19 protein-coding genes, 1 tRNA gene and 1 pseudogene are annotated in these 22,289 nt (G+C 71.3%); 9 read left to right on the forward strand and 12 right to left on the reverse strand.

The features are described 5' to 3' along the window. Window positions 1-15 precede the first annotated feature (15 nt). Entirely contained in the window at window positions 16-675 is a 660-nt protein-coding gene (locus PH203_RS14995; RefSeq protein WP_289920432.1) for a response regulator transcription factor, read from the reverse strand. Then, on the reverse strand, window positions 648-1,919 hold the full coding sequence (locus PH203_RS15000; RefSeq protein ID WP_289920433.1) for a sensor histidine kinase: 1,272 nt from the start codon (window positions 1,917-1,919) through the stop codon (window positions 648-650). Before PH203_RS15000 ends, PH203_RS14995 begins: the two co-directional genes overlap by 28 nt. A gap of 234 nt (window positions 1,920-2,153) precedes the next feature. Here PH203_RS15000 and PH203_RS15005 point away from each other — a divergent pair. Together PH203_RS15005 and PH203_RS15010 are read left to right on the forward strand one after the other, a co-directional pair. Then, window positions 2,154-2,927, forward strand: a pseudogene (locus tag PH203_RS15005) (ABC transporter ATP-binding protein); the annotation flags it as partial. Between the two features lie 299 nt (window positions 2,928-3,226). After that, window positions 3,227-5,641 carry an FtsX-like permease family protein gene (locus PH203_RS15010; RefSeq protein ID WP_289920434.1) on the forward strand — a complete coding sequence of 805 codons (2,415 nt, stop codon included), beginning with the start codon at window positions 3,227-3,229 and terminating at the stop codon, window positions 5,639-5,641. Window positions 5,642-5,729: 88 nt separating this feature from the next. Here PH203_RS15010 and PH203_RS15015 read toward each other — a convergent pair. From PH203_RS15015 to galU, 7 genes are all read right to left on the reverse strand, one after another. After that, a tRNA-Ala gene (locus PH203_RS15015) sits at window positions 5,730-5,803 on the reverse strand. 129 nt (window positions 5,804-5,932) lie between these two features. Beyond that, window positions 5,933-7,252, reverse strand: a complete 1,320-nt coding sequence (gene glpR, locus PH203_RS15020) for a gephyrin-like molybdotransferase receptor GlpR (protein ID WP_289920436.1) — start codon at window positions 7,250-7,252, stop codon at window positions 5,933-5,935. A 209-nt stretch (window positions 7,253-7,461) separates the two neighbouring features. After that, window positions 7,462-8,130, reverse strand: a complete 669-nt coding sequence (locus tag PH203_RS15025; RefSeq protein WP_289920717.1) for a GNAT family protein — start codon at window positions 8,128-8,130, stop codon at window positions 7,462-7,464. Further along, complete coding sequence (locus PH203_RS15030) at window positions 8,127-8,663, reverse strand: MogA/MoaB family molybdenum cofactor biosynthesis protein (protein ID WP_289920437.1); 537 nt, start codon at window positions 8,661-8,663, stop codon at window positions 8,127-8,129. Before PH203_RS15030 ends, PH203_RS15025 begins: the two co-directional genes overlap by 4 nt. Further along, window positions 8,660-9,139: a cyclic pyranopterin monophosphate synthase MoaC gene (gene moaC / locus PH203_RS15035; protein WP_289920438.1), complete on the reverse strand. Its 480-nt coding sequence runs from the start codon at window positions 9,137-9,139 to the stop codon at window positions 8,660-8,662. The genes PH203_RS15030 and moaC overlap by 4 nt, the downstream gene beginning before the upstream one ends. Before the next feature lie 85 nt (window positions 9,140-9,224). Then, window positions 9,225-10,547 (reverse strand): gephyrin-like molybdotransferase Glp, encoded by a 1,323-nt coding sequence (gene glp / locus PH203_RS15040; RefSeq protein ID WP_289920440.1) that lies wholly within the window; start codon window positions 10,545-10,547, stop codon window positions 9,225-9,227. 5 nt (window positions 10,548-10,552) lie between these two features. Beyond that, window positions 10,553-11,455, reverse strand: a complete 903-nt coding sequence (gene galU, locus PH203_RS15045) for a UTP--glucose-1-phosphate uridylyltransferase GalU (protein WP_289920441.1) — start codon at window positions 11,453-11,455, stop codon at window positions 10,553-10,555. Window positions 11,456-11,548: 93 nt separating this feature from the next. Here galU and PH203_RS15050 point away from each other — a divergent pair, with 93 nt between their 5' ends. Further along, window positions 11,549-12,172 carry a 5-formyltetrahydrofolate cyclo-ligase gene (locus tag PH203_RS15050; RefSeq protein WP_289920442.1) on the forward strand — a complete coding sequence of 208 codons (624 nt, stop codon included), beginning with the start codon at window positions 11,549-11,551 and terminating at the stop codon, window positions 12,170-12,172. 145 nt (window positions 12,173-12,317) lie between these two features. Here the strand turns inward: PH203_RS15050 and PH203_RS15055 are convergent, their stop codons facing one another. Beyond that, window positions 12,318-15,071, reverse strand: a complete 2,754-nt coding sequence (locus PH203_RS15055) for a penicillin acylase family protein (protein ID WP_289920443.1) — start codon at window positions 15,069-15,071, stop codon at window positions 12,318-12,320. A 242-nt stretch (window positions 15,072-15,313) separates the two neighbouring features. Here PH203_RS15055 and PH203_RS15060 point away from each other — a divergent pair, with 242 nt between their 5' ends. From PH203_RS15060 to mscL, 6 genes are all read left to right on the forward strand, one after another. After that, window positions 15,314-16,849, forward strand: a complete 1,536-nt coding sequence (locus tag PH203_RS15060; RefSeq protein WP_289920444.1) for a potassium/proton antiporter — start codon at window positions 15,314-15,316, stop codon at window positions 16,847-16,849. A 342-nt stretch (window positions 16,850-17,191) separates the two neighbouring features. After that, entirely contained in the window at window positions 17,192-18,454 is a 1,263-nt protein-coding gene (locus PH203_RS15065; protein WP_289920445.1) for an MFS transporter, read from the forward strand. Between the two features lie 68 nt (window positions 18,455-18,522). Beyond that, window positions 18,523-18,834 carry an FmdB family zinc ribbon protein gene (locus tag PH203_RS15070; RefSeq protein WP_289920446.1) on the forward strand — a complete coding sequence of 104 codons (312 nt, stop codon included), beginning with the start codon at window positions 18,523-18,525 and terminating at the stop codon, window positions 18,832-18,834. Window positions 18,835-18,933: 99 nt separating this feature from the next. After that, complete coding sequence (locus tag PH203_RS15075; protein WP_289920447.1) at window positions 18,934-19,767, forward strand: S-methyl-5'-thioadenosine phosphorylase; 834 nt, start codon at window positions 18,934-18,936, stop codon at window positions 19,765-19,767. Between the two features lie 157 nt (window positions 19,768-19,924). Further along, window positions 19,925-20,479: a hypothetical protein gene (locus tag PH203_RS15080; protein WP_289920448.1), complete on the forward strand. Its 555-nt coding sequence runs from the start codon at window positions 19,925-19,927 to the stop codon at window positions 20,477-20,479. Between the two features lie 138 nt (window positions 20,480-20,617). Continuing rightward, entirely contained in the window at window positions 20,618-21,091 is a 474-nt protein-coding gene (gene mscL, locus PH203_RS15085; RefSeq protein ID WP_289920449.1) for a large conductance mechanosensitive channel protein MscL, read from the forward strand. 43 nt (window positions 21,092-21,134) lie between these two features. Here mscL and PH203_RS15090 read toward each other — a convergent pair whose 3' ends face one another. Further along, window positions 21,135-21,311 (reverse strand): hypothetical protein, encoded by a 177-nt coding sequence (locus tag PH203_RS15090; protein ID WP_289920450.1) that lies wholly within the window; start codon window positions 21,309-21,311, stop codon window positions 21,135-21,137. Between the two features lie 145 nt (window positions 21,312-21,456). After that, a complete protein-coding gene (pflA, locus tag PH203_RS15095) occupies window positions 21,457-22,284 on the reverse strand; it encodes a pyruvate formate-lyase-activating protein (RefSeq protein ID WP_289920451.1) in 828 nt (275 codons plus the stop codon). Window positions 22,285-22,289 lie beyond the last annotated feature (5 nt).

Below are 22,289 nucleotides of genomic sequence, written 5' to 3' on the forward strand. Positions count from 1 at the left end.
GGCCGGGGGCCGGGGTCAGCTCCTGAGGTACGCCAGTACCGCCAGCACCCGCCGGTGGGTCTCCTCCGCCGGCGGCAGGTCCAGCTTGGTGAGGATCGACCCGATGTGCTTGCCGACCGCCGCGTCCGACACCACCAGCGCCTTGGCTATCGCCCCGTTCGACTTGCCCTCGGCCATCAGCGCCAGCACCTCCCGCTCGCGCGGGCTGAGCCGGGCGAGCGGATCCCGCCGACGCCGCAGCAGCTGCCGTACGACCTCGGGGTCGACCACCGTGCCCCCGGCCGCCACCTCCCGCAGCGCGTCCACGAACTCCTCGACCTGGCCCACCCGGTCCTTGAGGAGATAGCCGACGCCCGTCCCGTCACCGGAGTCGAGGAGCTCGGCCGCGTACGCCCGTTGCACGTACTGGCTGAGGACCAGCACCGGCAGCCCGGGCCGCTCCTCGCGCAGCTTCACGGCCGCCTGCAGCCCCTCGTCCTGGAAGCCGGGCGGCATCCGGACGTCCGTGACGACCACGTCGGGCTCGTGCTCGGCGACCGCCGCGAGGAGCGTCTCCGCGTCGCCGACGGCCGCGACCACCTCGTGCCCGAAGCGCGTGAGCAGCCCGACGAGTCCGTCGCGCAGCAGCACGCTGTCCTCGGCGAGGACTAGGCGCAGGGCTCGGTCGGCCGGCAAGGGATCTCCACTCGCAGCAGGGTCGGTCCGCCCGGCGGGCTGGACAGGGAAAGCATGCCATCGAGCACTGACACCCGGTCGGCGAGACCGGTGAGCCCGCTGCCGTGCGCGGCGGAGGCGCCACCGTGTCCGTCGTCGCGGACGGCGAGGGTCAGCCGCCCGTCCGCGTATCCCCCGCTGACGGTCGCCCGGCTCGCCCCGCTGTGCTTGGCGACGTTCGCGAGCGCCTCGCAGACGACGAAGTACGCGGCCGTCTCCACGGGTTGCGGCAGCCGGCCCGGGAGGTCCAGCTCCACGTCGACCGGGACCGCGCTGCGGTCCGCAGCGTCCGCGACGGCGGCTTCGAGACCGTAGTCGGCAAGGACCTTGGGGTGGATCCCGTGGATGAGCTCGCGGAGTTCGGCGAGGACCTTCTCGGCCTCCCCGTGCGCCTTGGCGAGCTGCTCGGCGAGCGGGCCGCCGGGCGGGGCGTCCAGGCGGGCGAGGCCGAGGGCCATGGTGAGGGCGACGAGGCGCTGCTGGGCTCCGTCGTGCAGATCGCGCTCGATACGGCGCCGCTCCGCCTCGAAGGCGTCCACCAACCGCACGCGGGAGCGCACGAGTTCGGAGACGCGCTCACTGTCCCCGGGGGCGCCCAGCAGGGCTTTCGCAACTTCGGCGCGCGCTCCGGCGCCCAGCCCGAGCACGTACGCCCCCACGAGCAGCAACGGCACCCCGGCCGCCGCGACCCCGAACGCGGCCGGCCAGGTGTCGACCGTCCACAGCTTGACGACCTTCGCCTCCCCGTCGACGGCGACCAGCAAGGGCGTGGCCAGCAGGAACAGCGGAACCCCGGCCGCGAAGGCGACGACCAGCGCGTCCAGCGGCCACAGCACGAGACCGAGCAACAGGGCATACGCCAGCTCCCGCCAGGTGGCGGCCTCCTTGAGCCGCACGGTGAGCCACCGGGTGAGCCCGGGCGCGTCGGGCACCCGATGCCGCGCGAGCGGCACCGGCCCCAGCCCGGCCAGCCGCAGCCGCCACCGCTCGACGGCGGCCACCGGGATCCCGGACAGCGCGGTGAGCACGAGCAACGGAAGCCCGACGAGTACGACGGCCGTGGCGCCGCCCACGACGGCCCCCGCGACGATCGCCACCAGGACGACCGCCCCGAACACCGCCCCGCTTGCCAGGAAGACGACCGACCGCCACGGCCATGCCGACCCCAGGTATCCGCGCCCGCTCAGCGCCTGCCACACCGTCATGGAGATCACGGTAGGAGGCGGGTACGGGCGGACGGAATCCGTCCAGGCGGACATCCGGGGGTATGCCTGGCCCTACCTCAGATCTCGGTCCTGCCGCACTGCTCCGAGGGGCGGTGGCGCGGTTTCGTGGAGCCCTCTTCGGGGTCGGCGCCGAGACCGGCGTCGCCTCCGGCCTCGATCCCGAACTTCGACTCGATGAGGGCCGTCGGCCTTCCGCGGACTTAATGAGGGCAGATGACTGGCCAGTTCACACACCAGATCACCGACCGGATCCCCAGCCGGATCACCGACCACGCGATCCGGCTGACCTCCGTCGTGAGGCGGTACGGCGGCGGCGACAGCGGTGTGACCGCCCTGGACGGCGTCTCACTCGGCTTCCCTCAGGGCACTTTCACCGCCGTCATGGGCCCTTCCGGCTCGGGCAAGTCGACGCTGCTGCAGTGCGCGGCCGGCCTCGACCGCCCGACCTCGGGCTCGGTACGGGTCGGCGGCACGGAGCTGACCACCCTGAGCGAGCGCCGCCTGACCCTGCTGCGCCGCGAGCGCATCGGCTTCGTCTTCCAGTCGTACAACCTCCTCCCCTCCCTGACCGCCGAGCAGAACGTCGTCCTGCCGCTGCGCCTGGCCGGCCGCCGCGTGTCGAAGGCACGCGCGCGTGAGGCGCTGCGACGGGTGGGCCTCGGCGACCGCACCCGCCACCGGCCCGCCCAGCTCTCCGGCGGCCAGCAGCAACGCGTCGCCCTGGCCCGCGCCCTGATCACCCGCCCGGAGGTGCTGTTCGCCGACGAGCCGACAGGCGCACTGGATTCCCGGACCGGGCGCGAGGTGCTGACGCTCCTGCGGTCGCTCGTCGACGCGGAGGGTCGCACGGTCGTGATGGTCACGCACGATCCAGTGGCGGCGTCGTATGCGGACCGGGTCGTCTTCCTGGTCGACGGGCGGGTGCATGGGGAGTTGACGGGAGCGGGGGCGGGTGAGATCGCCGGGCGCATGACATCGCTGGAAGCGGGGGTGCCTGTGGGTACGGCGAGGGCGCCTGATGATGCGGCGGGGGCGCCTCCGGATACGGCGGGGGCGGGCGCTTCTGAAGGGGGCGTGCGGGGGTGTGAGGCTCCGGGGGCGCGCGCCTTGGAGTCCGGAGCGTTGGGAAGCGGCGCTTCTGAAGCGGACGCACCGGGAGCGCACGCCTCGGAAGCGGGCGTTCCCGAGGCGGGCGGCATGGGAGCCGGTGCCCCAGGAGCGGGCGGCGCGGAAGCCGCCGGTGCAGGACCGGCCGGCGCAGGAGCCGGCGTTTCGGAGGTCCTCCCGTGCTGAGCCTCGCCCTGCGCACCCTGCGCACCCGCTGGAGCGCCTTCACCGGCAGCTTCGTCGCCCTCTCCCTCGGCGTCGCCCTGCTCACCGTGATGGGGCTGGCCCTCGCCTCCTCCCTCGACGCCCCCGCCCTCGAACCGGAACGCTTCTCTGCGGCCCCGGTCGTGGTGAAGGGCCAGGACACCCTCCGCGTACCGACCCCGATCGGCGACCGCGTCCAGAAGCTGGCCCATCCACGCCCCGTCCCGACGGAGACGGTCGCCTCGCTGCGCCGACTCGGCAGGGTCACGCAGGACCGCACCTTCGCCGTACGCGACGACGTCGTCGGTCACCCGTGGTCGACCGCTGCCTTCGCGCCGTACGAACTGACCGCGGGCCGCGCGCCGAGGGCGGCGGACGAGGTGGTCGCCACGGACGGCTTGCCGGCGGCCGTCGGACAGCGCATGCGCACGGCGCACGGGGTGGTGCGTGTGGTCGGCACGGTGAGCGCGGGGGACGCGTGGGGCGCATACGGCTTCGAGAGCGCCTTCTTCTTCACGGATGCGCGGGCGGCTGAGCTGGCACCGGTGAGCACCCAGCTCGTGGTGGAGTCGGATGCGGCGGCGGTACGGCGCGTGGTGGACGGCCGCGCGCGGGTGCTGACCGGCGACGCGCGCCGGCTCGCGGACGCCGACCCCGAGCGGGACGCCGAGGCACTCACCACGCTGAACGCCCTGTTCGGCACGGCGGGCGGGGTGACCGGTTTCGTGTCGGTGTTCGTCGTCGCGTCGACCTTCGCCTTCGCGGTGGCCCAGCGCCGCAGGGAGTTCGGCCTGCTGCGCACGGTGGGCGCGACACCGGGCCAGCTCCGCCGGACGGTCCTGACGGAGGCGCTTGTCGTGGGGATACTGGCGTCCGCGGCGGGCTGCGCGCTGGGGGCGTACGCCGCCCCGTGGCTGGCCGAGTGGGTGGTCGACGGCGGTCTGGCGCCGTCCTGGTTCGCGATCGGCGACCACGTGTGGCCGTACCAACTCGCCTTCTGGACCGGTCTGTCGGTGGCCGTGTGCGGCGCGCTGGCCGCATCCTGGCGGGCGGGCCGGACCGCCCCCACACAGGCACTGCGCGAGGCGGCAGCGGACGAACGCCCCCTGACCCGCGGCCGCCTGTTGTGCGGCACCGCCCTGCTCGTCACGGCGACGGTCACATGCGTGCTGACGCTGCTGACGGACCCGGGCGACCTGCTGCACCGCAAGACGTACGTCAGCCGCCCCATGCTCCTGATCACCGCAACGGCCCTGCTCGCCCCGGCCCTTGTCCGCCCCCTGACCGGGCTCCTCGCCCCCTGCGGCTTCCTGGTCCGCTCGAACGCGGGCGCAGCGCTGCGCCGTACGGCCGCCGTCGCCGCCCCCGTCCTGGTCACGGTGGCCCTGACCGGCTCACTCCTAGGCGCCACGGCCACCCTGAACGAGGCGAAGGCGACGGAGGCCCGCCTGCGGACCGTCTCCGATTTCGTGGTCACATCGCCGACGGGCCTGTCCCCGGAGGTCGTACGCCGCCTGCGCGCGCTCCCCGACACCGAGATCTCTGCGACGGCGTCGAGCGCGGTCTACGTTCTGGAGGAGGGCGTCGCGCTGATCAGGTCCGAGGCCCGCGCGGCCGATCCGAGGGCACTGGCCGCCACCGTGCGTCTGCCTCTGACGGCGGGCCGTGTCACCGATCTCGACGACGACTCGATCATCGTCAACGAGGAATGGGCGCAGCACGAGGTCGGCCGCCAGGTCACCGTCCGGCTCGGTGACGGCACCCGCCGGTCCCTCCGCATCGCCGCGGTGATGCCGGTCGGTACGGGCGACAACGGGGTGTACGTCACGCCGGCCAACGCGCGCGGTGCGGTGGTCGACCGGGTGGAGGTGAAGGGGGCGGCGACGGAGGCGGAACTGCGTCGCTCCCTGGCCGCCTCGGACGCGACGCTCCTCACCCGCGACGAGTGGCTGCACACCGCCTACCCCACGGCCACCTTCACCGATGCCGACGAGCGGACCCGCCTCGGTCTCCTCCTCGTCCTGGGCATCGTGCTCCTCTACACCGGCATCTCCCTCGCCAACACGCTGCTCATGGCGACGTCCGACCGCGCGCGGGAGTTCGCGTCACTGCGGCTGGCGGGCGCCACGACCGGTCAGGTGCTGCGCCTCGTCGCCGCCGAGGCGGCACTGGTGGTGGCCGTGGGCGCGGTTCTCGGCCTGCTGGTGACGGCCCTCAACCTCGGCGGGATGTGGGGTGCGCTGGGACTGCAGTCGGTGCGGTCCCCGATCCGCCTGCCCTGGACGGAACTCGCGGCGGCCACAGGCGCGTGCGCGGTCCTGGCGGTCATATCGGCGGTGGTTCCGGCAGGTCTGGCACTGCGGCAGAAGAAGTCCGGGCGAGCGCAGTGAACGCGGTGAACGGCTGCGGGGCCACCGCGCTGCAATGGAACGTGCAAGAGCCCCTGTCGGTTTCCACCGACAGGGGCTCTATGCTGCGTGGACCTGAGGGGATTTGAACCCCTGGCCCCCTCGATGCGAACGAGGTGCGCTACCGGACTGCGCCACAGGCCCTTGCAACGAGTGAAACCTTAGCACCCCGATCGGGGTGCTTGGAAATCCGTTCCCTGGCCGCCCGGGCGGGGCCGACAGCAGGTGGGACGGGTCGGGCGGGACGGAGCGAAAGCCGGGTGTCGCCGGCAACTACTCGTTGGCCGCCCGCGGCCGCTCCCCGTCCTCGTACTGATCGAAGAGCGGCGTACGTCCCCGCTCGCGCGCCCGGCGCGCGGAGGCGGCCCGGCGCGCGTCGCTGCGCCCGCCCCCCTCCGACCTGTCCTCGGCGTGGGACGGCTCCCCCGCCTCGGCGTCCTGCGCCGGACCGTTCTGCTCGGAGCCTGACTCGGCACCGCGCGCCTCCCGGTCCCCGGCGACCGCGCTGGACCGCGCCGAACTCCACGCGTCCGGCGCCTCCAGGTCCACGTCGGCCGTGGCCCGCGGCGCGACCGGCGCCGTCACATACGTCGGCAAGGGCACCGGTACCGGCTCCCAGCTGTCCCCGTGCCCCGGCCTGCGCTGCCGCTCGCGCTGCTGGTCGACCCACTCGGCGTGGTCGGTCTGCTCGACGAGGGCGCGCCGGTCGGCAGCGAGCGCCGACAGCCCGGGGTCCTGCTCGGGCTCTGGTCCGTCGTCCGGGTCGTCGGCGTCGACGGCTGCGGCGGTGGCCGCGCGCCGGCGCGGCTGGCGCGCCCGTTCCTTCAGCCGCTGCGCCGCCGCCTCGGCCCGCTGCCGGTCCATCTGGTAGGCGAAACGGCGGCGCTCCTGGGAGCGCAGGTAGGCGATGTACGCGCTGAGCAGCACGGCGGGCACGCCGGGCGCCCACAGGAACGCGAGTCCTCCGACGGCGGCGACGATCGCGCCGAGCGTGAAGGCGATGAAAAGCACCACGGTTGTGCGCCGACGGCGCGCGAGCGCCTTCGTGCGCCGGGCGCGCGCTGCGGCGGCTTCCGCCGAGGGCGCGCGCCGCGCAGCCGGTACGGGTTTGCGCGCCGGCGCGGATCCGGATGCGGGCGCCGACATGGGGGCCGATGCGGATGCCGGGGCGTGTGTGCCAGGAGTGGAGGCAGGGGCGTGCGCGGCGGACTCGGCCGTCCTTTCGCGCGCCGGTTGCGCCGTTCCGCGCGCCGCTTCCTTGCGCGCTGGTGCCTGCATTTCGGCGCGCGCCTGTACCTCCGCGCGCACTTGCGGGCGCGTCGGCGGCATGGCAAAGGCCCGGACGTCCACCGAATCGGTGACGGCATCCGGGTCCACGGCGCTGGGCTCCCCCTCCTCGGTGGAGCGCGCCCGCAGGTCCTTGGCGTACCGGCGCTCCATCCCCGCCCGTCCGGACAGCAGCCGGATGGCGGTGCTGAAGCGTTCCGTCGGACGGGCCTCGTTCAGCTCGTCCTGCCTACGGAGCCACATCGGCACCAAGTAGGCGGCCCAGGCCCCGACAATGACTGCGTAGATGAGGCCGCTGCTGCTCACGCCTCACACGGTAGAGGGATTCGCGTGAGGCCATCCGCCAATTGGGCCGGTGTGTCGCACGATCTGGCTGATATTTCGAGCTTTTTTTGTGACCGATGCGATCAACAGGCCGCTCGGGCCGCGAATTTAATGCCCCGAGACGATCGCCACCCGATCATTCTCGAACATATATTCAATTTTCCGAGGTGCATCGCGGACCGCTTCCCGGGCTATGCGGGATTCCCCGGCGTGTTCTGCGGGTTCCACGGTGTGTTGTGCGGCGCCTTCTGCGAGCGTGCCCGCTGCCACCGCCCGAGCAACCCTTCCGGTACCTCTTCCGCGGTGAGGGCGAAGACGAGATGGTCGCGCCAGGCTCCGTCGATGTGGAGATAACGGGGCCGGAGCCCCTCCTCACGGAATCCGAGTTTCTCCACGACCCGGCGGCTGGGCCCGTTCTCGGGGCGAATGCAGACCTCGATGCGATGCAGGCCGACGGTCCGGAAACAGTGGTCGACGACGAGCGCCACGGCCGTCGGCATCACTCCACGCCCGGCCACCGCCTCGTCCACCCAGTAGCCGATGTGCCCCGAGCACATCGAGCCCCAGGTGATCCCGGCGACGGTCAACTGCCCGACGAGCTGCCCCTGGTACTCGATGACGAACGGCAGCATCCGGCCCGCGTTCGCCTCGGACCGCAAGTGCCGCACCATCTGCCGGTAGGTCGGCCGGTGCGCGATCGGCCCGCTGGGCGTGGGCGGCGGGATGGTCGCCTCCCAGGGGCGCAGCCAGTCCCGGTTGCGCCGGTTGACGTCGCGCCACGCCCGCTGGTCGCGCACCTTTATCGGCCTCAGGACGACATCGCCGTCCGCCAGTACGGCGGGCCAGGACGGGCTGTTCAGCTCGCACCCCCAGTGCCGGCGCCGGGTCTGGGGTGGTCGCCGCCGCGGATCTGGTCGACGGCGTGGACCAGCAAGGGCTCCAGGACGGCCAGCCCGTCCTTCACCCCGCCGGTGGAACCCGGCAGATTGACGATCAGTGTCCGCCCCGCCACTCCGGCCAGCCCTCGGGAGAGCGCGGCGGTCGGCACCTTCTCCCGTCCGAACGCCCGGATGGCCTCGGCGATGCCCGGCACCTCGCGGTCGATCACCTTGCGGGTCGCCTCGGGAGTGCGGTCGGTGGGCGAGATTCCGGTGCCGCCGGTGGTGACGACGGCGTCGTATCCGGCGTCGACGGCCGCGCGCAGGGCGGCCTCCACGGGGTCCCCGTCGGGTACGACCTGCGGTCCCTCGACGTCGAAGCCGAAGCCCTTCAGGCCCGCGGCGATCAACGGGCCGCCCTTGTCCTCGTAGACCCCGGCGGCGGCCCGGTTGGAGGCAGTCACGACCAGCGCGCGATACGGCGCGGGCACAGCGTCGTGCGCCCCGGCGCTCACGCCCGGCTCCAGTCGCCCGACTTGCCGCCCGTCTTCTCCTCCACCCGAACGTCCGTGATGACCGCTCCCTTGTCGACGGCCTTGACCATGTCGATCACGGTGAGCGCGGCGACGGAGACCGCGGTGAGTGCCTCCATCTCGACGCCCGTACGGTCCGTGGTCTTCACCGTGGCGAGGATCTCCACGGCGTCGTCCGCGACCGACAGGTCCAGTTTCACACCGGAGACGGCCAACGGGTGGCACAGCGGGATCAGGTCCGGGGTGCGCTTGGCGCCCATGATGCCTGCGATCCGCGCGGTGGCGAGAGCGTCGCCCTTGGGGACCCCCTCACCGCGCAGCAGCTCGATCACACGGGGCGAGACGAGGACCCGGCCGCTGGCGCGGGCGGTGCGCGCGGTCACGTCCTTGTCGGATACGTCGACCATGCGGGCGGCGCCCGCCTCGTCGATGTGGGTCAGTCGGTCCTGCGTACTCATGCTGTGCGGCGCTCCCGGTCCCGGCCCTTCGCGGTGCGGCGCGCGGGCCTGTTGTGCGCGACACGGTACCGCCAACCAGGAGCCCTCAGCCGAGCAGGACCACCTCGACCTCGGTGCCGGGTTCGACGGACTCGACGTCCTCGGGTACGACGATCAGCGCATCCGCGTGCGCGAGCGCCGCGACCAGGTGCGACCCTGCACCGCCGACGGGCCTCACCGCGCCGTCGGCGTACGTGCCGCGCAGGAACTGCCTGCGCCCCTTCGGCGAGGTCAGCGCCTTGTCCGCGGTCAGCCTCGCGCGCGTGCGCGGCCGGTGGACGTCGTTCAGGCCCATGAGGGTGCGGATCGCGGGGCGGACGAACAGCTCGAAGGAGACGTACGACGAGACGGGGTTGCCCGGCAGGGCGAGCAGCGGGGTGTGGTCGGGGCCGATGGAGCCGAAGCCCTGGGGCTTGCCGGGCTGCATGGCGAGCTTGCGGAAGTCGATGCCGCTGCCGGCCTCGTCCTCGTCGCCGACGTGCGAGAGGGCCTCCTTGACCACGTCGTAGGCCCCTACGCTGACGCCGCCGGTGGTGACCATGAGGTCGGCGCGGACGAGCTGGTCCTCGATGGTGTTGCGGAGGGTGTCGGCGTCGTCGGCGACGGCGCCCACGCGGTAGGCGATGGCGCCGGCGTCACGGGCGGCCGCGGTGAGGGCAAAGCTGTTGGAGTCGTAGATCTGGCCGTTGCCCAGTTGCTCGTCGGGCCAGACGAGTTCGCTGCCGGTGGACATGACGACCACGCGCGGGCGCGGGCGCACGCGTACCGTGCCGCGGCCGATCGCGGCGAGCAGCGCGATCTGCGGCGGGCCGAGGACGGTGCCGGCCTCCAGGGCGCGGTCGCCGGCCTTCACGTCGCTGCCCTTCGCGCGTACGTGCGCGCGTGCCTCGGCGGGCCGGTACACGTGCACGTGTCCCTCGGCGCCCTCAGGGGCCAGCGCGCGGGCGCGCATGCCGGTCGCGGGCCCCTCGCCGAGGCCTCCGTCCGTCCATTCGACGGGAACGACGGTCTCGGCGCCGGGTGGCAGCGGGGCGCCGGTCATGATGCGGGCGGCCTGGCCGGGTCCCACGTGGAGCAGGTCGGCCTGGCCTGCCGCGACGTCCCCGACGACGTCCAGGACAGCGGGGAACTCCTCGCTCGCGCCCGCGACATCCGCGACCCGTACCGCGTACCCGTCCATGGAACTGTTGTCGAACGGCGGCAGTGAGACCGGCACCGTGACGTCCTCGACCAGGACGCAGCCCTGGGCGTCGAGGAGTTGCAGCTCGATGGGTTCGAGGGGACGGACGGTCGCGAGGATGTCCTCCAGGTGTTCGTCCACCGACCAGAGGTGGTCCTGGCCGGTGGTGCGGGGCGCGGCGCTGCTCAACGTTGCTACATCTCCTCGGCTACGTAACTGCGAAGCCAGGCCCTGAAGTCGGGGCCCAGGTCTTCACGTTCGCACGCGAGTCGGACAATGGCACGCAGATAGTCGCCCCGGTCGCCGGTGTCATAGCGGCGGCCCTTGAAGACGACGCCGTGCACCGGACCGCCGACCTTCTCGTCCTCGGCGAGCTGCTGGAGGGCGTCGGTGAGCTGGATCTCGCCGCCGCGGCCGGGCTCGGTCTTGCGCAGTATGTCGAAGATGTGCGGGTCGAGGACGTAACGGCCGATGACCGCGTAGTTCGACGGGGCGTCCGCCGCGTCCGGCTTCTCGACCAGGCCGGTCACCTTGACGACGTCGCCGTCCTCGGTGGTCTCCACGGCCGCACAACCGTAGAGATGGATCTGCTCGGGCGCGACCTCCATGAGCGCGATCACGCTGCCGCCGTGCTGCTCCTGGACCTCGACCATCCGCTTGAGCAGCGGGTCGCGCGGGTCGATCAGGTCGTCGCCGAGAAGGACGGCGAAGGGCTCGTGGCCCACGTGCGGCGCCGCGCACAGAACGGCGTGACCGAGACCCTTGGGGTCGCCCTGGCGGACGTAATGCATGGTGGCGAGGTCGCTGGACTCCTGCACCTTGGCGAGCCGACTCGCGTCACCCTTCTTCTGAAGGGCCGATTCCAGCTCGTAGTTGCGGTCGAAGTGGTCCTCGAGGGGGCGCTTGTTGCGGCCTGTGACCATGAGGACGTCGTCGAGGCCCGCGGAGACGGCCTCCTCGACCACGTACTGGATCGCCGGCTTGTCGACGACCGGCAGCATCTCCTTGGGAGTGGCTTTGGTGGCCGGCAGGAACCTGGTGCCGAGACCTGCTGCGGGGATGACAGCCTTGGTGATCCGAGGGTGCGACTGAGTCATGGCCGCAACCTTATCCGGTGCCTTTGCAAGGAATCTGAGGCTCCGGTTAATAAGCTCTGATATGAGCCTATTAGAAGGGTGCGGGTACGACCTTTGAACCACATCGGACGTTCGGCCGAGCCTGACAAGCGAATGTTGCGCCGAGAGTTCCTCGTGGTGAGGAACAGGTTGACGGCCGATGACGTGCGGGAAGCCGCGACCGCGCTGGCCGGGCGGGCGCTCGGACTGCCCGAGTTGGCGCAGGCGCGCACGGTGGCGGCGTACGTCTCGGTGGGGAGCGAACCCGGCACGCTCGCGCTGCTGGACGCGCTGCGCGCCCGGGGCGTGCAGGTCCTGCTCCCGGCTCTCCTGCCGGACAACGACCTGGACTGGGGCGCGTACACCGGGGCGGGCTCTCTCGCGCGCGTCCGACACAGCGGGAAGATGGCCCTCTTCGAGCCCGCCGGGGAGCGCCTCGGCCCGGATGCCGTGACCGGCGCGGACGTCGTGCTGCTGCCCGGCCTGGCGGTCGACGCGCGCGGTATGCGCCTGGGGCGCGGCGGAGGGTCGTACGACCGGGTGCTCGCGCACCTGGAGCGCGCGGGCGCACACCCGGCGCTCGTGGTGCTGCTCTACGACTCCGAGGTCGTGGAGCGGGTCCCGGAGGAGTCGCACGACCAGCCGGTGCACGCGGTGGTGACGCCGTCGGGCGTGCGCCGCTTCCGTGGCGACGCGTGAGCAACGGCTCGTGAGATACGGGGCTGTGAGACGCGGCTCGTGAACATGTAGAGGGCGCGCGGGAGATGCGCACGCCCCCTACCCCTCGCATACGAACGGGCCCCCACGCGTGTGGGGGCCCGTTCGGCGGTTCGCCGTCAGTGGCTCACGGCTTGAGCACCAAGGTGTCGCTCGTGCTCTTGTCGACCGCGTCCTTCGAGAAGGACCAGTCGAGCAGTTCGCCCTTGACCCACTTGCCCGTCTGATCGGTGTAGTGGGCGCTGTAGGCGTGCCCGGAGGCGCCGGTGAGGTTGATCCACTTCGACTTGTCGAGGTCGCCGAGGTTGACCACCATGCGCATCGAGGGCACCCAGACGACTCCGTAGCCGCCGGCGGCGTTCCAGCCGGTGGCGTTGACCGTGGCCTCGCCGCCGCCGAGCTTCCAGGGGCCGCGGTTGAGGATGTACTGCACGATGCCGGGACCGTCGGTGCCGAGCGTCTGGTTCTTCAGGAACAGACGGTGCAGCCGGCCCCAGCTCCAGGAGTCGATGTCCTTGCCGAGCTTGGCGGTCAGCTCCCAGCGGGCGTCGATCATGGCGCGCTTGAAGAGCTGGTCGCGGTTGTTGGCCTCCGGGCGGTCACCGACACCCTTCGGGGTCTTCCACCAGTCGCTGTTCTCGTCGTCCATGAGGTCGCGCACGACCTCGAACCAGCGGTCGCCGCCGTCGGGTTGCGCCTGGTCGGCGTCGCGCTGACCGCACTCGCGGACCTTCTCCGTCTCGTCGGCGGGCCCGGTGGTGTTGACGGGGTCGACCCACAGGCACTGGCCCTTGACCCGCAGCTCCTTGGGCAGCTTGTTGCCGAAGGCGAGCTTGAGGATGTTGCGCCAGACCGAGTTGAAGTAGGCGGCCGCCGCGGAGTCGGCGTCCTGGGTGTAGTCCCAGCCCTCCAGCAGCTTCTGCGCCTCGCGGACGTCCTTGTCCTCGATGTCGATCTTCAGCAGCTTGGGCACGAGCAGCCTGGCGATCTCGCTGCTGTTGTCGACCTGCATCTGGCGCATGTCGTCGGTGGAGATCTTGCCGCCGTCGTCGATCTTCGACTGGATCAGGTCGGTGATCCGCTGGCTGCGGGTGCCGTAACCCCAGTCCGTGGTGAGCGTGTAGGGGTACTTGTCGGGGTCGATCACGGCCTGGTTGGCGGTGACGATGTAGCCGCGCTCCGGGTTGAACTCGTAGGGCAGTTCGTCCTGCTTGATCCAGCCGGTCCAGCGGTACTTGGAGTCCCAGCCGGGGGCCGGGATCGAGCCGTCGTCGCCCTTCGCGCGCGTGGGGATCTTTCCGGGCAGCGTGTAGCCGATGTTGGTGCTGTCGGCGTAGACCAGGTTCTGCGAGGGCACCTCGAACAGGGCGGCCGCGGCGCGGAAGTCGTTCCAGTCCTTCGCCTTGTCCATGGCGAACACGGCGTCCATGGTGGTGCCGGCGTCGAGGGCGGTCCAGCGCAGGGAGATGCCGTAGCCGTCCCCGCGGTCGGGCGCGGCCGTGTCGACCTCGGCCTTCTTGCCGACCTTGACGAGCTCGTCGTCACGGTCGGACAGCAGCGGGCCGTTGTTGGTCTCCCGGACGACGATCGTCTTGGACGCGCCGCCGGCGACCTTGATGGTCTCCTCGCGCGTGACGAAGGGCTTGGTCTTGCCGTCGTACAGGTAGCCGTCGCTGCTGAGCTTCTCCAGGTAGAGGTCGGTGACGTCGACGCCGGAGTTGGTCATGCCCCAGGCGATGTCCTGGTTGTGGCCGATGACGACGCCGGGCATGCCCGCGAAGGTGTAGCCGGTGACGTCGTACTGGCACTTGCTGGAGACGGTGCGGCAGTGCAGGCCCATCTGGTACCAGACGGACGGCAGCGAGGCCGACAGGTGCGGGTCGTTGGCCAGCAGCGGCTTGCCCGTGATGGTGTGCGACCCGGAGACGACCCAGGCGTTGGAGCCGATGCCGTTGCCGTTCACGCCGACGGCCGTGGGGACGTCGTCCAGGACGTCCTGAAGGCCCGCCAGCTGGCTCTGGAGGGCCGAGGAGGCCGAGGAGGTGCCGGTGCCCGTGGCACCGCTCGTGGAGCCCGAGGAGGACGAGGAGCCCTCCTGCTCGAACGTCTGGGTGAGCTCGTCGTACTGGCCCTCCTGGACGATCGCCTTGTTGCGGCTGTACGGGTAGTCCGGGTACAGGTCGGCGATCTGCTTGGGGCCGAGGCGGCTGGTCATCAGAGCGCGGTCGATCTCGTCCTGCATGTTGCCGCGCAGGTCCCAGGCCATCGCCTTCAGCCACGAGACGGAGTCGACCGGGGTCCACTCGGCGGGCTTGTAGTCGTTGGCGAAGCCCAGGGCCGCGTACTCGAGGGAGATCTCCTCGCTGTCCTTGCCCTTGAGGTAGGCGTTGACTCCCTTGGCGTACGCCTGGAGGTACTTCTTCGTGGAGGCCGACAGCTTGGTGTCGTACTCCTTCTTCGCGATCCGGTCCCAGCCGAGCGTGCGCAGGAACTCGTCGTTGTCGACCTGGCTCTTGCCGAACATCTCCGACAGGCGCCCGGACGTCATGTGGCGGCGCACGTCCATCTCGTAGAACCGGTCCTGCGCCTGGACGTAGCCCTGCGCCATGAACAGGTCCTCGTCGGAGGAGGCGTAGATCTGCGGGATGCCGTAGCCGTCGCGCTGCACGTCGACCGGTCCGGACAGGCCCTCGAGTGAGATCGAACCCTTGGTCTGCGGGAAGGAGGCGCGGACGGTGCTGATGGACCAGTACGCCCCGTAGGCCACGCCCCCGATGATGGCCAGCACCAGGACGAGGACGATCAGACGGGCTTTGCGCCCCTTTTTCCTGCCGGACTTGCCGGGCTTCTGACCCGATGAGGCGGTGGTGTTGGGGGGCATCGCTGTCCTTGCTGTCCTAACGCGAGCGGCAGGCGGGGCTGTGACTTTGAATGAGCGCTGGAGCAACCATAGGCGCAGGGCCCGACGCCACTTGACGCGGAGTCGGCTACCAACGCGGACGGGCGTTCGATCTTGCCTTGAGGAGTGTCAAGAAATCGTCAAGAGTTAGGTAAGGTAACGAAGTACTTGGATGCGGAGGCGCGTCACTTCGTGTCCTATGTACGTGAGCCCACGCGCGCGTGATGCCCGTGAGCCAGGGAAGGGAACAGCCGCTGACCGTCCACGACCTCAACCAGCTCCTGCTCGTCTGCTCGCTCGTCCTGCTCGTCGCCGTCGCAGCGGTCCGGATCTCCTCGCGCAGCGGGCTCCCCAGTCTGCTCGTGTATCTGGGCATCGGCGTCGCCATGGGCCAGGACGGCATCGGCGACATCCACTTCGACAACGCCGAACTGACCCAGGTCATCGGATACGCGGCCCTGGTCGTCATCCTGGCCGAAGGCGGTCTCGGCACGAAGTGGAAGGAGATCAAGCCGGTCCTGCCGGCCGCCACCGCGCTGGCCCTGGCCGGGGTCGCGGTGAGCGTCGGGGTCACGGCGACGGCAGCGCACTACCTGATCGGCCTCGAGTGGCGCCAGGCGCTCATCATCGGAGCAGTCGTCTCCTCGACGGACGCGGCAGCCGTCTTCTCGGTCCTGCGCAAGATCCCCCTGCCCGCGCGCGTGACGGGCATGCTGGAGGCCGAGTCCGGCTTCAACGACGCCCCTGTGGTCATCCTGGTCGTCGCCTTCTCCGCGGCGGGCCCGGTGGAGCACTGGTATGTGCTGCTCGGCGAGATAACCCTGGAGCTGGCCATCGGCGCCGCCATAGGCATCGCGGTCGGCTGGCTCGGCTCGTGGGGTCTGCGGCACGTGGCGCTGCCCGCCTCCGGCCTCTACCCGATCGCCGTCATGGCGATCGCGGTGACGGCGTACGCCGCCGGCGCGCTGGCGCACGGCAGCGGCTTCCTCGCCGTCTACCTCGCCGCCATGGCGATGGGCAACGCCAAGCTGCCGCACTGGCCTGCCACGCGCGGGTTCGCCGAAGGGCTCGGCTGGATCGCCCAGATCGGTATGTTCGTCCTGCTCGGTCTGCTCGTCACCCCGCACGAACTCGGCGACGACGTCTGGCCCGCGCTCGTCATCGGCCTGGTGCTGACCATGGTCGCGCGCCCGTTGAGCGTGGTGCTGTGCCTGACCTCGTTCCGGGTGCCCTGGCAGGAGCAGACCCTCATGTCCTGGGCCGGGCTGCGCGGCGCGGTCCCCATCATCCTGGCGACGATCCCCATGGTGAACGGCGTCGACGGCAGCCGTCGCGTCTTCAACATCGTCTTCATCCTGGTCGTCGTCTACACCCTGGTCCAGGGCCCGACCCTGCCCTGGCTCGCCCGTCAGCTGCGCCTGGGCGGGGACGCGGAGGCAGCCGACCTCGGCATCGAGTCGGCGCCCCTGGAACGGCTGCGCGGGCACCTGCTGTCCGTCGCGATCCCTGAGGGCTCGAAGATGCACGGCGTGGAGGTCAACGAGCTCCGGCTGCCCGCCGGGGCCGCCGTCACCCTCGTCGTCCGCGATGGAAAATCGTTCGTTCCGCTACCCACGACGGTGCTGCGCCGCGGGGACGAACTGCTCGTGGTCGCCACAGATCCCGTGCGGGACGCGGCGGAGCGCCGACTGCGCGCGGTCGGGCACGGCGGCAAGCTGGCGGGGTGGCTGGGCACGAACGGCGCAGCGCCGCGGCGCTGACGGGGGTGGGGTGGCGTGCGCGGTGGGCGTGCGTGAGGCGCGCGCGGCGCGCTCTGCGACACCCGGCGTTGTTAAGGGGGCATTTCGCATGGTTCACACCTCGGGTAATCGCAGGCGAACAGCCTCATGGTGCTCATTTTCACAGGTGTACCAGCCATCGACACCTGTACGATGAAGGCACATTCTGATCGAACCAACTCTGCCTGACGCATTGCTGGCGCGACCGTATGGCGGCCGAGAAGCCCCTCCCGCAGTGGGCGCCGGTATCTACCGCAGCGCGCAAGAGGACAGCTCTCGGCGCCCCGCACAGGCGCGCTACCAGGCGGCAGAAAGGCACGGGCCGTGGCATCCACGGTCACCTCCCGTCCGGGATACGGGCAGCTGCTGCGCACGCGCGGCGCCTGGACGTTCCTGCTCCCCGGCTTCGCGGCGCGTCAGCCGTTCGCGATGCTGACGATCTCCATCGTGCTGCTCGTTCAGCACACCACCGGCTCGTACGGCGCAGCGGGCGCCGCGGCTGCCGTCACCGGTGTCTCCATGGCGCTGTTCGCGCCCTACAGCGGGCGCCTCGCCGACCGTTACGGTCAGCGCGCCGTGCTGATCCCGGGCGTGCTCGTGCACACGGCGTCGGGTCTGACACTGACGGCGCTCGCCCTCTCTCACGCGCCGCTGTGGGCGCTGTTCGCGGCGGCCGTCCCCACGGGCGCCTCGGTGCCGCAGATCGGCCCGATGGTGCGCGCCCGCTGGGGCGTGAAGCTCAAGGGCTCTCCCCTGATGACCACGGCGGCGGCCTTCGAGTCCGTCACCGACGAGCTGACCTTCGTCCTCGGCCCGCTGCTCGCCACGGCGCTGTGCACCGCCGTCGACCCGGCCGCGGGTCTGGTGACGGAGGCCGCGCTGACCCTGATCGGTGGTCTGCTGTTCGCGGCGCAGAAGAGCACGCAGCCGCTGGTGACCGTCGACGAGCACGCGCGCGTGGAGCACGGTTCCGCGCTGCGTGTGCCCGGCGTGCGCGTGCTGATCGTGACGTTTCTGGGCATCGGCTCCGTCTTCGGCGGCATGCAGGTCTCGCTGGCCGCGTTCACCGAGTCGATCGGCGAACCCGGTCTGAACGGCGTCCTGTACGGCGTCTTCGCCGCGGGCAACATGCTCTCCGGGATCGTGTGCGGCGCCGTCGCGTGGAAGGCGGGCCCGCAGCAGCGCCTGGTCGTCGGGTACGGCGCGCTCGCGCTGACGGCCTCCGGCCTGTGGGCCGCGCACTCCGTGCTCGCGCTCGCCGGGCTCGGCCTGCTGGTCGGCATGTGCATCGCGCCCGCGCTGATCACCGGCTACACGCTGGTCGAGAGCCTGGTGCCGGTCGGCGCCCGCACCGAGGCCTTCACCTGGCTGACCGGTGCGGTGGCGCTCGGGCAGGCGGCCGCCGTCACGGTCGCCGGACAGCTGGAGGACCGCTTCTGGAACGGTGCGGGATTCCTGGTGCCGATGGCCGGCACGCTGCTCGCCCTGGCGACCCTGCTGGCGCTCCGGCCACACCTGGTGGCGCGGCCCCGGACCCGGACCGTCGCACGTGGCGTCGGTCACCGCATGCCGGTGACGGTGGACTGATCCTCGGGAATACGTCACTATGGACCCTCGTTAGCACTCATTGAGTGAGAGTGCCAGGAGGAAGACAAGTGCCGACCTACCAGTACCAGTGCACCGAGTGCGGCGAGGGCCTCGAGGCGGTGCAGAAGTTCACCGACGACGCCCTGACCGAGTGCCCCAACTGCCAGGGCCGCCTCAAGAAGGTGTTCTCCGCGGTCGGCATCGTCTTCAAGGGCTCCGGCTTCTACCGCAACGACAGCCGCGGCTCCTCGTCGAGCAGCTCGCCGGCGACGTCGTCGAAGTCGTCGACGCCCTCCACGTCCACCTCGACCTCGTCGTCCTCGGAGTCGAAGTCGTCGAGCACCGGCACCTCCTCCAGCAGCAGCTCCTCCGCCGCGTAAGGACTCAGCCGCGGGACCCTGTCGTCGTACGACGGCGGGGTCCTCGGTGTTTGTGGAGCTCCTCTCTGACCGGCTCCGGGGCCAGCTAGTGTGCGTGGCATGGCGAACGCAGAGATCGGTGTAATCGGCGGCTCGGGCTTCTACTCGTTCCTCGACGACGTGACCGAGATCCAGGTGGACACCCCGTACGGACCGCCCAGCGACTCCCTCTTCCTCGGCGAGATAGCGGGCCGGCGAGTCGCCTTCCTGCCCCGGCACGGGCGCGGCCACCATCTGCCGCCGCACCGGATCAACTACCGCGCCAATCTGTGGGCGCTGCGGTCGGTGGGGGCGCGCCAGGTTCTCGGGCCGTGTGCGGTGGGCGGTCTGCGCCCGGAGTACGGGCCAGGCACGCTGCTCGTGCCGGATCAGCTGGTCGACCGTACGAAGTCCCGCGCGGGGACGTACTTCGACGGGCTGCCGCTGCCCGGCGGCGACGTGCCCAACGTGGTGCACGTGTCGCTGGCCGACCCGTACTGCCCGGTGGGGCGGGCGGCCGCGCTGAAGGCGGCACGCGGCCGGGACTGGGAGGCTGTGGACGGCGGGACCCTGGTCGTGATCGAGGGACCGCGCTTCTCGACGCGGGCAGAATCGTTGTGGCACCGGGCGCAGGGCTGGTCCGTGGTGGGCATGACCGGTCATCCCGAGGCGTCGCTCGCCCGTGAACTCGAGCTCTGCTACACGTCGTTGACGCTGGTCACGGATCTCGACGCGGGTGCGGAGACCGGTGAGGGCGTCTCGCACGACGAGGTGCTGCGGGTGTTCGCCGCGAATGTGGACCGGTTGCGGGGGGTGCTGTTCGACGCGGTGGCCGCGCTGCCGGCGAACGAGGAGCGGGACTGCCTGTGCACAACGGCGTTGGGCGGCATGGACCCGGGCTTCGAACTGCCCTGACGTTGTGGAGAAAAGGGCTCCCGAACGGGCGGAACTCCCCGTTCGGGTGAGGAAGTTGTCCACAATCGGTCGGTGATCCACCTGTCCCGGCGGGCGGCGGCGCGAGGCCTCATCGTGGCCTTGCAAGCCGATCTCTCGTGACAGGTGGTGGTTCTCCATGTCCTTCGCTCCGTCTCCTCCTTCACCCTCGCCCTTCTCTCCTGCTGCTCCGCACCCGCCGGGCGCCGACGCCCCCGCCACGTGCGAAGTACCGCACTTCGCTCCCGTGCGGGTACGTGGCGGGCGGTATCAACTGGCCCGGCTCGTACGGCATCGCAGGCGGGCCGTGGCTGCGGGCCTCGCCGTCACCGCGGCCGCGCTGGTGGCCGTCGCTCCGGGGGACGCCGACGGGGCGCGCGGGCATCCCGCAGCCGCCCCGGTACGGGAGCAGCGCGCCGTCGAGATGGTGACGGCGCCGGTGCGGATCGCCGACGGCGCCACGGTTCTGCTGCTGCGGCCCGGCGACCGGGTCGATGTGATCGCGGCCGAGACGACGGCGACGGGTGGTGACGCCCGTGTGGTCGCACGCGGGGCGCGGGTGAAGAAGGTGCCGGAGCCCTTGGAGGGCGCCACGGAGATGGGCGCCCTGGTGGTGCTCTCGGTGCCGCGTTCCATCGCGGCGCGTCTCGCAGGCGCGAGCGCTACGGCGAGGCTGGCGGTGACGCTGTGTTGAGCCGTGCGGTGCGCCTGTTGCGCGAATTTCTGTCAAGTCCCTCTTTCGAGCTACCCAATTGGACAGGGTCGCCTCGCGTTGACGTAGGTTGCGGAGCTGTTTGTTCCACAACCTGTGCATGCGAGAAGAGGCCTCCGAGTGAGCGAGAAGAAGCCGAGTGTCCTGGAGGGCTTCAAGACCTTCCTGACGCGCGGGAACGTCGTCGATCTGGCGGTAGCGGTTGTCATCGGCGCCGCCTTCACCAACGTCGTGAACTCGGTGGTGAAGGGAATGATCAATCCGCTGGTCGGGGCGATCGGCACCAAGAATCTCGACAGCTACAGCTTTTGCCTGAAGGACCCGTGCGAGGTCGCGGCGGACGGCACGGTGCGGAGTGGCGTCCCGATCATGTGGGGTTCGGTCATCGGCGCGACCCTCAGCTTCGTGATCACCGCGGCGGTCGTGTACTTCCTGATGGTGCTGCCGATGTCGAAGTACCTGGCACGCCAGGAGGCCCGCAGGAAGGCCAAGGAGGGGACGCACGAGGTCATCGAGGTGACCGAGCTGGAGGTCCTCAAGGAGATCCGCGACGCGCTGGTCGCACAGCGGGGGTCCGGGCACGACGAGCGGTAGCAGCTACGGCCCGCCGAGTCCGACGGGTGGTGGTCCGGCTCGGTCAGAGGTGGTGGGGCGGCTTCTCGTCGAGGAAGCGCTTCAGATCGGCCGCGTTGTCGGAGCCGGGCCGCTCGCCCCAGCCGCGGTCCGTGTCGTCCGAGGACTGCTGGTCCAGCGGGTCGTCGAAGATCAGCGACGGCTTGGGGGCATGCGGCTCGGAGTCGGGGGCGGTGCTCATGCGTCCAGGGTACGGCCCTTCGGGCGCCGGACGTCCGGGACGGCAGCTCGGCGGTGGACGGCCGGGGCCCGGCCGGGGCGGCCTTGGGGGCGGTCGGCGCCCGGGGCCTGCCGGGGAGGGCGGGCGTACCGATCTCCGTGACGGCTCACACCGCGTACAGCCCGTGGGTCTCGAAGATGCCCCTGGCCAGGGAGACCTGCTCCGGAGTGGGGCCGGGGGTGTCGTGCAGGGCGAAGGGCCGGCCGAGCGCCTGCCACTTGGCCTCGCCGAGCTTGTGGAAGGGCAGGACGTCGACGCGGCTGACGTTGCCGAGCGAGGCGGCGAAGACTGCGACGCCGTCGATGTTCTCGGGGTCGTCGGTGAGGCCAGGCACCAGGACGAAGCGGACGTGGACCTGCTTGCCCAGGTCGGCCAGACGGCGGGCGAAGCCGAGGGTCGGTTCGAGCGGGCGGCCGGTGACCCTGCGGTAGGTGGCGCGGTCCCAGGACTTGATGTCGAGCAGGACCAGGTCGGTGTCGCGCAGCAAGGCGTCGGTGGCGCGGTCGCCGAGGAAGCCGGATGTGTCCAGGGCGGTGTGCAGGCCGAGTTCGTGCTTGAAGCGGTGCAGCAGCTCGCCCGTGAAGACGGGCTGGAGCAGCGGTTCTCCCCCGCTGACGGTCGCCCCGCCGCCCGAGGCCGCGATGAACCGCGTGTACTTGCCGGCTTCGGCGACGAGCTCGTCGGCCATGGTCCGCTTGCCGTCGCGCATCCGCCAGGTGTCGGGGTTGTGGCAGTACAGGCAGGTCAGCGGGCAGCCGGACAGGAACGTGACGAAGCGGGTGCCGGGGCCGTCGACGCCGGTCGACAGGTCCCACGAGTGGACCGAGCCGACCACCGGGCGCCGGGTCACCGCGGCGGCGGGAGTGGCCGCCCCGGCGGAGGCGCCGCCGCCCGTCGCCGGCGTGGTCGGCGCGGGCGGAAGAAGCGTGGTCATCGCGC

It is taken from the genome of Streptomyces sp. S.PB5 (assembly GCF_030403745.1).
GTDB lineage: Bacteria > Actinomycetota > Actinomycetes > Streptomycetales > Streptomycetaceae > Streptomyces.